Here is a 13,343-nt window from a genome sequence, read left to right on the forward strand (position 1 = left end):
CTAAATACAAAACTAAATACTACAACTACGCTTACTGCCTTTTTAAAATTCATCATTCCGTCCTCTTTGGAGTTTTGCTCCATTTTTTATTTTATCTTCTTTGCTCTGCGCTATCCAAAACAATCAGTACAATGGACATTTTTCCAAATTCACAGTTCAAAATTATGTACTCCATCCATCAAACGAAATCTCAGTCTGCCTACTAAAGATGTTTAATCTTGAGAGCTGGTCTTAAAAAACTCTCCAAAAAAATCTTGCTAAACAGGTTTTTATGTCAGTGAAGAATTGTCTTTATATGGCAACACTCTTCTCTTGTTTTATCCATCTGCTCTCTACCGCTATTAACGAACACAACATATCCATATTAGGAATCCTACTGATGCTACTGGTCACCGCTGAGAGACGACGCTGGTGATGATGTTGAAGACTACTTATTCCACCTCTTATAGCCTTTATATCCTATAAACAACACGGCAACTGTTCCCAAAACTGCGACTGTGCCTACTACCACTTTTGTTGGCGTTACACTAAATCCTCCGACTTTCCCGATTTTACGATTCCAAGCGACTTTTAGTGGAGTGAGGCAAGGATGCTCTTCAACGCACAACCGCTCTTGGACAAACAGCAGACGACTAGTAACAACTTTTTTGCTGGGAGAGCATGCCCACAAAAAGATGAGAGAAAGGCAAGCAAAACAAGCTTACACGTTTTTTTAATTGTAATGTCATCATATTATTTCCTCTTTTGTTTCTATCTATCGGTTTTGATAGATTTAGATATTATGGGAATGTGGACTATGTATCGCTTCACGAATGAAACTTTTCCCTTTTTATTTTAGCGCCACTTTTTTTGTTTTGCATTTATAAAAAAATCAACTATACCAAATCAAATGTGATTGTATCATCTCATCAAATACAACTGTTGCGATTATGCCAACTCGGGGCGGGTGGTGGAGAGGTATGGGTGATGATAGTAATCATCCCAATATCCATAATCCTCAAACTCGCGATTATGCCAACTCGGGGCGGGTGGACAAGAGGTACGGATAATAGAATCCCAAGATTCATAATTCCCATTAAGGGAGAAGATATGTCTGTGTATGGTGGTGGTATGTTTACCGGCGCAAACACTTGACGCTTCTTGAAAAGGGAAAGTATGAGGATTAAGAGCAACTCCACTTGGATTATTAAAAGTTATTGGTTTCGTAGTATCTGTGGCATGGATGCCTTGAGATGTATCAAGCATCTGCAGTTGTCCATCTGCTGACTTTGGTTTTGTAGTATCTGTGACAGGGATGCCTTGAGATGTATCAAACATCGACAGTTGTCCATCTACTGACTTTGGTTTTGTAAAGCTACCGAGTTCATCTTTATATCCCTTTTGCGAGTTATCTTCTCCTGTGATTGCGGAAGGAGTTCCTACATCAGCGCCAACTAAATTTCCTCGCACTAAATTTGCATTTCTATCACATGCGCTAAATACAAAACTAAATAAAACAACTACACTTACTGCCTTTTTAAAATCCTTCATTCTGCCCCAGCCCCCTTTCTTTTCTCCATATTATTTTCTTTTTAACACTCTTAAAACTGCATCCACAATATTTATATCTTTTAATCCATATTTTGCAATCAATTCCATAGCTTCACCTGACTCGCCAAACGTATCGTTTACCGCAATCATTTCCATAGGAACTGGAGAATTTTTAACTACTACTTCCGCAACCGCAGAACCAAAACCACCGTAGATTTGATGTTCTTCCGCCGTTACTATTGCTCCGCATTCTTGCGCAGCGTCAATTATTGCTTTTTCATCGATAGGTTTAATTGTATGAATATTTACAACTCTTGCTTTTATACCCTTTTTTTCTAAAATATCAGCCGCTAATAAAGCCTCGTAAACCATTGTCCCACACGCCATAATTGCAACATCATTCCCCTCTTTTAAAACATTTGCCTTACCTATCTCAAAAATGGTGTTGTCTTTTGTAAATATTGGCGTATTTTCCCTTCCATATCTTATATACACAGGCCCATCTGCATGCGCGCTCGCGACAACAGCTTTTTTGGTTTCAATAAAATCACATGGCGCTATTACTTTCATTTTTGGGAGGCATCGCATAATTGCGATTTCTTCCAAAGCCTGATGCGTTGCGCCGTCAGGACCTACCATAAGACCCGAATGCGAACCGCCTATTTTTACATTTAAATTTGAATAACAAATAGTTGTTCTTATCTGCTCCCAAGGCCTCCCTGACGCAAAAACTCCATAGGTTGATACAAACGGAATAAATCCCGCAACTGCAAGGCCGGCTGCCATACCAAGCAAATTTGTTTCTGCAATACCGACATCGATAAATCTATCCGGAAACATATCTCCAAAAGTATTTATTGCTACTGAAGAAGTTGTGTCTGCGCCCAAAACAAAAATCTTTGGATTTTCTTTCCCAAGTTCAACAAGACCTTCGCCAAAACCAAACCTTGTAGCTTTTTTTCCAAAAACCTCTATCATATTCGTCTCCTAAAATAATTATATTTAAAATTTACTTTACTGACGCGTCAATCTCTGCCAATGCCTTTTCAATTAATTCTTTTGATGGAATTTTCCCATGCCATTCAGCGAGATTTTCCATATAAGAAACGCCTTTCCCCTTAACGGTTTTTGCTATTATAGCAGTAGGTTTTCCTGTTGTCGCCTTAAACTGCGCATACGCGTCACCAATTTCGTCGAGATTATGACCGTTTATTTCTATAACGTTCCAACCAAAAGCTCTGTATTTATCAGCCAAAGGTTCTACATTCATTACATCTTTTGTAACGCCGTCTATCTGCAAACCATTGTTGTCAACAATTGCGCAAAGATTATCGAGTTTATAATGGGACGCAGACATTGCAGCTTCCCAAATACTGCCCTCTTGCTGCTCGCCGTCACCCATAAGAACATAAACTCGATTACTTTTTTTTGCCTGTTTCATACCTGTGGCAATCCCTGCGCCGATAGATAAGCCGTATCCTAAAGATCCAGTAGATACTTCTATGCCCGGAAGTTTTTTATCTTTTGCAGGATGTCCTTGAAGTCTGCTACCTACTTTTCTCAAAGTGAACAACTCATCATGACTAAAATATCCAAGCCGCGCTAGGACTGCATAAAGCACAGGACAAACATGTCCTTTTGATAAAACAAAGTAATCTCTGTCAGGATCATTTACAGTCTTAAGATTAAACTTCATATGCTTAAAGTACAACGATACAACAAGCTCCACCGCAGACAAACTTCCACCCGGATGCCCAGAACCTGCAAGCCCGAGCATGTTTATAATATCTTTTCTAACATTAGCAGACGCTATTTTTAAATCTGAAGTCAACATTGCACAAACTCCTTTTGCATGATATTATTTTCATCCACCAAAAAATTATTGTTTAGGAAGCGTTTTTAAAACATATCTCATAACTTTATCGATCGCAGAACCCATATCTTTATCTTCTTCAGAACACGAATTAAGCCATAACTATTTGCCCTGTTTTCAAATCAGTCATATGCGCCGAAATACTACCAATCGCCACTTATTCTTTCATATTATCCTTGTCCTCGACTACACTTCTTCTCAATATCATGAATCTTTACTATTCTTTTTACATGTCTTTCTTCAAACGGCGTTTCAAGAAATATTTTTATTCTATGACAAACTTCACTTACTGTGGCAGTTCTCGAGCCTAAACATATAACATTTGCGCCGTTATGTTGCGCTGCGAGCTTTGCAGTGTCTTCGTCCCAGCAAACAGCGGCTATAGTTCCTTTAACTTTATTTGCCGCTATAGACATGCCTATCCCTGTTCCACATATAAGAATGCCTCTATCAGCTTTTTTATTTGCAACAGCTTCAGCAACTTTTACGGCATAATCAGGATAATCACAAACACCATGCTCGCCAAAACCAAAATCCTCAACTTCGTAACCAATATCTTTCAAATATTCTTTTACAGTATTTCTCATTTCAGCGGCAGCATGATCTGTCCCAAAAGCTAATTTTTTTATTTTTTCCATTTATCTTTACCTTTATAGTCAACTGAAAATAATTATGAATGACACTTACTTAAAATACTTTACAAGTTTTATAAATGATTCCGCTTCCAAACTTGCTCCGCCAACCAATCCGCCGTCAATATCTGGCTTTTTCATAAGATCCGACACATTGCCAGAATTTACAGAACCACCATAAAGAATTCTTACTTTATCAACCGCGTCCTTATACATTTGCGCATATACTTTCCTTATAAAAGCATGAACTTCCTGAGCTTGGTCCGGAGTTGCTGTTTTTCCTGTACCAATGGCCCATACAGGTTCGTAAGCTATAACTACTAAAGCCGCTTGCTCAGTCGCAAGCCCCGCCAAGCCTTCTCTTATCTGTTTCTCTATAACCTTAAACGTAACGCCGTCCTCTCTTTCTTTAAGAGTTTCACCAATGCAAACTACAGGTCCAAGTCCATTTACCAAAGCAGCTCTTGTTTTCTTATTTACAGTTTCATCCGTTTCGCCAAAATACTGTCTCCGCTCTGAATGACCTACCAAAACATAAGAACATCCTGCATCTTTTATCATTACTGGAGAAATTTCTCCAGTAAAAGCTCCCTTAGTCTCCCAAAAAAGATTCTGCGCTCCAATATTAATATTTGAATCTTTAACTTCATTGCTTACAGCATAAAGAGTCGTAAATGTGGGGCAAAGCAAAATTTCGACGTCTTCTACATCGGCAAAAGCGCTTTTTAGAGCTTTTATAACGCTTACAGCCTCTGAGATAGTCTTATTCATCTTCCAATTTCCTGCCATTAACGGCTTTCTCATGACATATCTCCTTTTTTTAGCTGGAATTTTGTACACAGTCAAATCACTTTAAGTTGCGCCAACGACATCCTTGCGAGGAACGAAATGACGAAGCAATCCAGCATCGTTGTTGTCTAGATTGTCACAACTTGCAAACGCCACAAGTCTCGCAATCGACTAGGTGGTGTTAAAACTTAACAGAGCACCTTAAAGCGATTTGACTACATGCGTAATTATATCAGATTCATTGCTAGTTTTTCAACGCCTGTTTGTAAGCCGATAACGCTTCAGGAAAAACCTCAAGAACTTTTTCTATTACTCCATGAAAAACAGATATTGCGATACCATAGTTTGTTATTGCAACGCCGGATTCAACGGCTTTACTAAGCCTCGCAAGCATTCCCTTTCTACTTAATGTACACCCGCCGCAATGTATTATAATTTTATAATTTGCAACATCTTTAGGGTAGTCTTGTCCGGAAACATATTTGATTTCCAAATCTTTCTTTGAATAATCTCTAATCCATTTTGGGAGCTTCACTCTACCTATATCGTCAATAGACGCATGATGCGTACAAGCTTCTGAGATTAAAACCTTATCGCCAGTTTGAAGATTATTAAGAACCGTTGCGCCTTTTGCCATTTCTACTATGTCGGATTTATCTGCAGCATAAACTGTTGAAAACGTTGTAAGTTTAACGTTGACAGGCGTTTTTTCGGCTACACGTTTAATTGCTTGAGAATCTGTTATTACAAGTACAGGCGGCGTTTTTAAATTTTGTAACGCTGCTTTATATTCTGTATCTTGCACGGTATAAGACGCTGCATTTAAATCTAAAATATGTCTTACAGTCTGCGCTTGGGGCATTATTGTTTTGCCACGCGGCGCGCCTAAATCTATGGGCATAACCAAAACAACTGTATCACCTTTTTTTACTATATTTCTTAAAGATAAATAATTTTCTGTATAATTATCCGGAAGAACTTTTATAAGAATTTCCTTTAATGTATTAAGAAAAGCATCTCTGTTACCATTAATAGCGGAAAATAATACAATATGTTTTGAATGTTTTTTTAGCTGCTCCAAAAATGTTTCATCAGGCTGATTTAAATCTGTTTTGCTTACAACAATAATACACGGGGTTTCTCTTTTATCGGCTTTTTTAATAATGCTTTCTTCAAATACGCCAAACTTTTCCACCTCACACATTAAAATTATAACATCTGAGGAATCAAAAGCTCTTTGTGTTTTTTCTATTCTTGCGTTGCCTAAAACAGAAGTATCATCAATGCCTGCGGTATCAAAGATGGTAATTGGACCTAATGGATTTAGTTCCATTTGTTTATGCACTACGTCTGTTGTTGTTCCTGCAATTTCTGAAACAATGGACGTATTTTGATTCGTCATGAAATTCATAAGAGAGGACTTGCCCGTGTTGATTCTACCAAATATCCCGATTTGGACTGTTAATGCTTTCACATTATCTCCGTAATACAACAAAACAATACCGGATTCTACGAAACAGCTACTTGCCAGTATTTTTAATTAAGTAATCTGAAATTGCAAGCATTGATAAAAAACGTCTTAAGAGATTTTTATGTTCTGTCATTTCAGATGTTGGAACGAGTTCGTGATTAGTATCTAAAGAATAATATTTAATAGCGCTATTGGCAAAAATGTCATCGTCAATGGCATGATGTTTATCAATAAGCCAACTTTCGTATGAAATAGTATTATTTACGGCATTTTTAGAAAGCAAGTCTGTCCCTTCAGACATGTACTCTACATTTGACAACGAAAGATTATAGAGCGTGGGCATTATGTCCAAGTGAGAACCGAAAACATCGGTGTTAATATTTCCTGATTTTATTGTTTTAGGAATATATAAATAGAACGGAACGCATATAGAATCTAAAAAATTCTCTATGCGATACGTACGAGAAGTGTGATCACCGGTTACAGCTATTATTGTATTATCACCGTATTTTGAATTTTTAATTTTGGAAATAAAACGTCCAAGCATTTCATTTGAATACTGATACGTAGCAAATCTCTTTTGAGCTTTTTTAATATTTGAAATTGAAATATTCCTCTTTAAAGAATCCGGGATTTCCAACGGTAAAATTTTATAATCATTTGGTAATCCGTACGGAGGATGATTTGTTGTAGTTAGAATATAAATAAATTTATTATTATCGCTCTGCGACAAAACTTCAAAAGCTAAATCAAAAAGATATTCATCATATACGCCCCAAGGACCGCCTGGAGAATCTTTTTTTATCATTCCGCAATTTAAAGCATTATCAAAACCTGAATTCAACGCAAATGTTCCAATATTGCGCCAACTTGTACAACCACCATAAATAAAAGATGTTTCATATCCACTTTGCTTATAAGGAACAAGCCCGGCAAACTGATATTGCTTATATGCGTATTTTGACACGCTTAGATTTATAGGATTAGGTCTCGTTCTTATATTTAAAAACATCGCTTCTATAGCTTCGATAGTGATAGTTCCCGCCGATGAAAAATTATGGAAAATTGCATCCTCATCAAAGTGTTTTCTCAAGCTACCCAGAACATTAAACTTCTCAGAATTGTATTTAATTAAGTAATCACTAAAACTTTCCATTACAATAAGGATTACATTGGGCTTAAGATTTTCTATTTTTTTATTTACAGAAGTTTTAAATACAAGCGATTCTTCAGGCTTTTCTTCAGAAATCATGCCAACATCTTTTCCTAAAAAATCCGCAAACGCCTGTCTTATATTATTCTCATAACCTGTTTCAATATTCTTTAGTTTTGATGCTTCTATTTTATACTCAATCGCCTTTCCTAAATTAAACACACAGTTAATAGCCGCTTGATTAAGAAAAGCATTTGATGATACGTCTGAATAGACGCCTATAGGATGTAACCCAACGCTTCCCCTTATCATTAAAAAGATTGAAAAAGCGAGCGCAATCGACAACAAAATTCTTACAAAAATATTGGGGAATCGAAGGTTATAATCTTTAAATTTCAGAACAATTTTAGAAATGAAAAAAATTATCACAAAAAAGACAACAATCACAAGTCCTATCAATAATAAATTATAATTTTCATAGAAAGTTTTTATCAACGCTATTGTGTCATCTTCAATAAAACCAAAAACTAAAACATTAAGATGATCTTGAAAATACGCATAGAAATAAAAGTCTATACAAAACAACGCTAAAAGAATGCCGATAAAAACAGTGTAATAATATTTCAAAAACGTAATAAGGCGTTTAAAAAGAGACTGTCTGCCTATTACAAATAATAAACAAAACAAGAGCGCAGGCAAAACATTTATCCATGCAATTACTGACAAATCAAACCGACACCCCATATAAAATGTTTTTATAATATCAAAACCAAAATCATGTAAATCCACGGCTTTGCCGTAGTACGCGAAAAATATAAATCTGTACGCTGACATTAATAACAAGAATATAAAATTTAACGATATAACTTTAAAAAACATGATTTTGAAATTCTTCATGTATATTTACTCGGGTTCTTAAGGTATTTATCCATCGCTCTTGCAGCTTTTTTACCCATACCCATTGCTTCTATAACAGTATCTCCTCCGACAATATCCCCGCCGGCAAAAATACCAGGCATTGAAGTCATAAAATTATCGTCAATTATAATATACCCTTTTGTATTTGTATTTAAACCTTTAGTAAGCGACGACAGAATAGGATTTGGATGAAGACCTAAAGCTAAAATAACCATATCGGCTTCTATCAAATAGCTAGAACCTTCAACTTCTTTTGAACATCTTCTTCCAGATTCATCAGGTTTGCCAAGTTCCATTTTTACACACTCAACGGATTGAACAAACTTTTTTTCGTCGCCAATAAATTTTACAGGATTGGTTAACGTTACAAATTCTATGCCCTCTTCTTTTGCGTGTCTTTGTTCTTCTTTCCTTGCAGGCATTTCATTTTCAGATCTTCTGTAAACAAGTTTTACGCTTTCAGCGCTAAGCCGCATTGCAGTTCTTGCGGAATCTATAGCGGTATTACCACCGCCAACAACAACAACATTTTTACCCTTATACACGGGGGTATCAAAATTAGGAAAATCAAACGAACGCATTAAATTCACACGCACTAAAAATTCATTCGAACAGTAAATATGGTTTAAATTTTCGCCAGGCACCATAGGAAAAACAGGAAGCCCTGCCCCCACTGCAATAAATACAGCTTTATAGTCTTCGTCAAATAATTCTTGGACAGTTTTTGTTCTACCAATAAGAGTATTTAGAACTATTTTCATTCCAAGGTTTTTTAATTTATTTACTTCTATGTCCAAAATCTTTTTCGGGAGTCTAAATTCAGGAATACCATAACGCAAAACGCCACCCGTATCATGAAGAGATTCATAAACGGTAACGTCATACCCCATTTTTAACAAATCGCCGCCACACGTAAGTCCTGCAGGACCTGAACCTACAATTGCAACCTTTATGTTGTTTTTTTCTATAACAGTATTGTTATCATTATCTTCGACAATCATATCGGCGGCGTAACGCTCTAAATTACCTATAGAAACGCTCTCGCCATTTCTGCCTAAAACACATGACTTTTCACATTGACTTTCCTGAGGACAAACTCTTCCGCACACGGCTGGTAAACTGCTTTTTTGATTTAAAATTTTTATTGCTTCTTTTGGATTATTTTCAGAAAGATACTTTATAAAGATTGGAATATCAACTTCAACAGGACAGCCTTTGCTGCACATAGGATTTTTGCATTGCAAACACCTTTTTGCTTCAGCAAGCATTTCATCATGCGTGTAGCCAGTATTTACCTGATTGAAATCTCTTTTTCTTATTTGAGGATCCCTTTCGGGCATTTTTATTTTTTGTGACATTTGCACTCCATGCGATGATCAAAATTGTCCAACGACATTTGTTCTAAATTTTTAAACAGTTGCAGACGAGAAGAAAGCTCTTCCCAATGCACGAGATGAGCATCGAACTCAGGTCCGTCAACGCATGCAAATTTCGTTTTACCGTCAATAGTAACTCTGCAAGCGCCGCACATCCCTGTACCGTCGAGCATTATAGGGTTCAAAGAGACAACTGTTTCAATGTGTTTTTCTTTTGTGATATCTGCGACAGCTTTCATCATAGGAACGGGACCTATAGCATACACTATATTTATTTTTTCCTCATTCATAACCTCTTTTAAAACATCTGTAACAAATCCTTTTCTACCATACGTACCGTCATTTGTAGCAAATAGGAGAGTGTCACTTTCTTGTTTTAACTCATCTTCGAGTATTATCAAATCCTTACATCTCGCTCCTATTATAGTGATAACTTTATTCTTGACTTTTTTAAGCTCTTTTATGACAGGCAAAACTTCAGCTGCGCCTACGCCGCCGGCAACTGCAACAACAGTGCCATAATGTTTAATGTTAGTAGGCTGACCCAAAGGACCTGCAAAATCCTTTATGCTATCGCCTTCGTTAAGAGATGCCAACTGCGCGGTGCTTTTACCTACTTCTTGAAAAATTATTCTTACTAAACCTTCCTGGGGATTAGTTCTCGCTATCGTTAGAGGCACTCTCTCTCCCTTATCGTCAATTCTAAATATAATGAACTGTCCCGCTTTCCCATTTTTTGCAACTTCGGGCGCATAAATTTCGTAACTGTGCACTTTTGACCCTATTTCTTTTTTACTTACAATTTTGTACATTTCTGCCTCTCAGTTTAATATCTATAAGACATAAAAGCAAAGTTGTTACGTATGAAAAAACGTCAGGTACTCTAAACTCTCAAAGTTTAATCATGGTTTAAGTGAGTAAAAAAATGAGTACGTAGTTCCGCTCAAAAATAAAGATTTAATACCTGCGTCGTAGCACATATAACGCCTTTTTTGAAATCTGTTCTATAATCAAACAACTTTGCGCTAGGGGCATATTGCACCACCAATATAAAAACGAGGCAGTTTTGTTCGCAAACTTTACTCTAAAATATCTATTTTAGAGCTTCTTACTGCAACAAAATTCTTTTTCCCTGCTCTAACATCGACCTCTGCGCTGCAAGAATCTAAAACTTCTCCGTCTTTTCCTAAAAAATTAATTTTAAGAGTATGCATCCCCGCAGGTAAACAAAACCTTGCCATCAAAATTTTATCAGGCAAAGTATTCCATGCGCGTCTGTCTGATTTTTCTGAGAGGGAATTAAACATATTGAACGAAATCTGCGAAAACTCTCCCCAACTCTCTCCAGCATTATTCGAAATTCTCTCTGAAACAGATTTGCCGATAATATATTTAACTGCCGCTCTAGCTAAAGTTTTTGCATATATTTTTTTTATATTGTCGTCTAAACACGCCTTGGCAATTTTTCCTACATTTTGAACTACAAGACCTTTTACTTCTTGCCGATCGAATTGTACTTTAAAAGCAACAATTTTATTTTTAAAGTCTTTGTATTTTGGAAAAGCAACTTTCACATAATCATTTGCAAAAACAGAAAGACCTATAGACTTTGCCTTATTAAAATCTTCTTGCTCTTGACTGTCCACCTGAGCAGCTTCCACATAAGCCCACATATTAGATAAAGCAAACTCTAATACATTATCTATTTTCTCAGGTACAAAACCATTGTAATCAACAACTATACATTCGCCATAATCATTAGGAATTTCTCGCTGATGCGCTTGAGGATAATTTTTCTTTATTTCTGATGCTCTGTCACTCATCCCCAAAGCTAAAGCCGAAGTATAAGCATCGTCAACCAATTCTTTTGGAACAGGTACTTCTGCAATATCATTTTTATAAGCCTTTAACGCTGTATAGTACGAAATGTGGGCATCGTTAAGACAACCGGAGTTTTCATATACAAGCCCCATAAAATATCTTATAAACCCATCGTCTTTATAAAAATTCTTACGATTTGCTTCTATCGCAAAGCTTTTAAAACGTGTATCAATTTGACGAGCTTCAACAACCGCATCATCATCGCGACCCAACAATATATAACCCAACGCCTCAAAGATAGACACGTGCGCTCTCTCAAAATCTTCGCCATAATAGGGCATTGCGCTATCGTTATAAAACATAGATGCCACGCCGGCGCTTATACTCTTTTGATAGTATTCTTCAAACTTTGCTTTCGCCTGTTCAAATCTTTTTGAGCTTGTTAGATAATCGTTTGCAAAATGAGTTACTATACCGGAATCTAAATAATACATAAGAATATTTTTAGATCCATATTTGTTTTTTGATTTTTCAACAAACTCCGCCGCGTCGGAATAATCACCAGAGTCCATTTTAACTCTTAAACTCTTATAGTATTTTGTTAAATTAGCGGCGCACCCTACAAACGTCGTCGTAACCGCCACAAAAAGCATCGATATGACAAGGATGAGCGGTTTTTTTATAGATATAATCCTGCACATTTACGCTTTATACAATTTTCTTGAGATTACTTTTTTTATTTTTTTCTGTCCGATCCAAACAGTTTCGTTTGTTTCCAAGTTTATTAATTCAAGTTCAACTTGATAATATTTAAGCTGGGCTTTTTTATTAGCGTCAACAATTGAATTAATCTGACCTTTTAACATAAAATCAGCCGCCGTCTCGGAACCATGGCTTTTAGCGGAACCGGTTTTTGAATTTCCTGCTTGATCGCTTCTTTCCGCTCTTATTTCAGCGCGCTGATCTTTTGAAGCTACAAACGTTACTTTGCCTGAATTTATGTAACTTCTTGCAAGATCTTTAACAAAAGTTTCGGTGCTTATATGTTCTTCGGTTTTATTTAGAACTAATCCAACAATAACTCTGGGCTTTCTACCGTTTGATTTCGTATAATTCGTTATCCATTGATTTGCAAAAGAATCTATAATCATGTCTTCGGCAACCTGCCGCGAATCTGTATCATTCCAATACCCACTTAAATCAATTTCTTCATTGGAGTCAACCCTTGAAACCTGAGGACCCGAACATGCGATAAGGCAAACTGACATAAGTCCTGTGATAAAATATACTGCAACTTTCTTTAAGTTCATTTTTTATCTCCTGAAAACTACTCTTCTAAATTTTCTTTTCCCTATCTGCAAAACAAATTCTTTTTCAAATTTAACTACAAAATCCTCCTCTGTTTTTTGAGAATCTATCTTTACACCGCCTTGCTCTATAAAACGCCTTGCCTCATTTTTGCTTGATACCATCGTGCTTTCAACAAGAATATCAGATAATTTCATCTCTTCTTTCTTCATTACGTAATATTCTATATCCTCAGGAATATCTTTTTTTGCAAAAATGAGGCAAGGCGTTTTATAGAGCAAGGCGGTGTAAAGATAGATTCTCAAAAAACAGAGGAGGATTTTGTAGTTAAATTTGAAAAAGAATTTGTTTTGCAGATAGGGAAAAGAAAATTTAGAAGAGTAGTTTTCAGGAGATAAAATATACTGCAACTTTCTTTAAGTTCATTTTTTATCTCCTGAAAACTACTCTTCTAAATTTTCTTTTCCCTATC

Annotated in this window: 12 protein-coding genes; all 12 read right to left on the reverse strand. The window is 36.3% G+C overall.

Features of this window, described 5'->3' with window-relative positions:
* Positions 1–927 precede the first annotated feature (927 nt).
* A complete protein-coding gene (locus LE180_RS03985; RefSeq protein WP_374134180.1) occupies positions 928–1,530 on the reverse strand; it encodes a hypothetical protein in 603 nt (200 codons plus the stop codon).
* 30 nt (positions 1,531–1,560) lie between these two features.
* Complete coding sequence (locus LE180_RS03990; protein WP_374134181.1) at positions 1,561–2,508, reverse strand: transketolase family protein; 948 nt, start codon at positions 2,506–2,508, stop codon at positions 1,561–1,563.
* A gap of 31 nt (positions 2,509–2,539) precedes the next feature.
* The gene (locus LE180_RS03995; RefSeq protein ID WP_374134182.1) at positions 2,540–3,364 is read right to left on the reverse strand and encodes a transketolase; all 825 of its coding nucleotides are present in this window, start codon (positions 3,362–3,364) and stop codon (positions 2,540–2,542) included.
* Positions 3,365–3,573: 209 nt separating this feature from the next.
* Positions 3,574–4,041, reverse strand: coding sequence for a ribose 5-phosphate isomerase B (rpiB, locus tag LE180_RS04000; protein WP_374134183.1), 468 nt, complete (start codon positions 4,039–4,041; stop codon positions 3,574–3,576).
* A gap of 45 nt (positions 4,042–4,086) precedes the next feature.
* The gene (gene tpiA / locus LE180_RS04005; protein ID WP_374134184.1) at positions 4,087–4,839 is read right to left on the reverse strand and encodes a triose-phosphate isomerase; all 753 of its coding nucleotides are present in this window, start codon (positions 4,837–4,839) and stop codon (positions 4,087–4,089) included.
* 229 nt (positions 4,840–5,068) lie between these two features.
* The gene (gene hydF, locus LE180_RS04010) at positions 5,069–6,298 is read right to left on the reverse strand and encodes a [FeFe] hydrogenase H-cluster maturation GTPase HydF (RefSeq protein ID WP_374134185.1); all 1,230 of its coding nucleotides are present in this window, start codon (positions 6,296–6,298) and stop codon (positions 5,069–5,071) included.
* A gap of 46 nt (positions 6,299–6,344) precedes the next feature.
* The gene (locus tag LE180_RS04015; protein WP_374134186.1) at positions 6,345–8,327 is read right to left on the reverse strand and encodes an LTA synthase family protein; all 1,983 of its coding nucleotides are present in this window, start codon (positions 8,325–8,327) and stop codon (positions 6,345–6,347) included.
* A 14-nt stretch (positions 8,328–8,341) separates the two neighbouring features.
* The gene (gltA, locus tag LE180_RS04020; RefSeq protein WP_374134187.1) at positions 8,342–9,724 is read right to left on the reverse strand and encodes an NADPH-dependent glutamate synthase; all 1,383 of its coding nucleotides are present in this window, start codon (positions 9,722–9,724) and stop codon (positions 8,342–8,344) included.
* Positions 9,709–10,554 (reverse strand): sulfide/dihydroorotate dehydrogenase-like FAD/NAD-binding protein, encoded by an 846-nt coding sequence (locus LE180_RS04025; RefSeq protein ID WP_374134188.1) that lies wholly within the window; start codon positions 10,552–10,554, stop codon positions 9,709–9,711. The genes gltA and LE180_RS04025 overlap by 16 nt, the downstream gene beginning before the upstream one ends.
* Before the next feature lie 267 nt (positions 10,555–10,821).
* Positions 10,822–12,216 carry a COG3014 family protein gene (locus LE180_RS04030; RefSeq protein ID WP_374134189.1) on the reverse strand — a complete coding sequence of 465 codons (1,395 nt, stop codon included), beginning with the start codon at positions 12,214–12,216 and terminating at the stop codon, positions 10,822–10,824.
* Positions 12,217–12,264: 48 nt separating this feature from the next.
* Complete coding sequence (locus LE180_RS04035; RefSeq protein ID WP_374134190.1) at positions 12,265–12,873, reverse strand: penicillin-binding protein activator LpoB; 609 nt, start codon at positions 12,871–12,873, stop codon at positions 12,265–12,267.
* Positions 12,874–12,876: 3 nt separating this feature from the next.
* On the reverse strand, positions 12,877–13,152 hold the full coding sequence (locus tag LE180_RS04040) for a S4 domain-containing protein (protein ID WP_374134191.1): 276 nt from the start codon (positions 13,150–13,152) through the stop codon (positions 12,877–12,879).
* Positions 13,153–13,343: the final 191 nt, after the last annotated feature.

It is taken from the genome of Candidatus Endomicrobiellum pyrsonymphae, assembly GCF_020328025.1.
GTDB lineage: Bacteria > Elusimicrobiota > Endomicrobiia > Endomicrobiales > Endomicrobiaceae > Endomicrobiellum > Endomicrobiellum pyrsonymphae.

What these genes read in the sequence shown, in the direction of transcription:
- gltA (WP_374134187.1), bottom strand. Translation starts at nt 9,724, where the DNA reads ATGTCACAAAAAATAAAAATGCCCGAAAGGGATCCTCAAATAAGAAAA.
- LE180_RS04035 (WP_374134190.1), bottom strand. Translation starts at nt 12,873, where the DNA reads ATGAACTTAAAGAAAGTTGCAGTATATTTTATCACAGGACTTATGTCA.
- LE180_RS04030 (WP_374134189.1), bottom strand. Translation starts at nt 12,216, where the DNA reads ATGCTTTTTGTGGCGGTTACGACGACGTTTGTAGGGTGCGCCGCTAAT.
- LE180_RS03985 (WP_374134180.1), bottom strand. Translation starts at nt 1,530, where the DNA reads ATGAAGGATTTTAAAAAGGCAGTAAGTGTAGTTGTTTTATTTAGTTTT.
- LE180_RS04015 (WP_374134186.1), bottom strand. Translation starts at nt 8,327, where the DNA reads ATGTTTTTTAAAGTTATATCGTTAAATTTTATATTCTTGTTATTAATG.
- LE180_RS03990 (WP_374134181.1), bottom strand. Translation starts at nt 2,508, where the DNA reads ATGATAGAGGTTTTTGGAAAAAAAGCTACAAGGTTTGGTTTTGGCGAA.
- LE180_RS04025 (WP_374134188.1), bottom strand. Translation starts at nt 10,554, where the DNA reads ATGTACAAAATTGTAAGTAAAAAAGAAATAGGGTCAAAAGTGCACAGT.
- LE180_RS03995 (WP_374134182.1), bottom strand. Translation starts at nt 3,364, where the DNA reads ATGTTGACTTCAGATTTAAAAATAGCGTCTGCTAATGTTAGAAAAGAT.
- rpiB (WP_374134183.1), bottom strand. Translation starts at nt 4,041, where the DNA reads ATGGAAAAAATAAAAAAATTAGCTTTTGGGACAGATCATGCTGCCGCT.
- tpiA (WP_374134184.1), bottom strand. Translation starts at nt 4,839, where the DNA reads ATGAGAAAGCCGTTAATGGCAGGAAATTGGAAGATGAATAAGACTATC.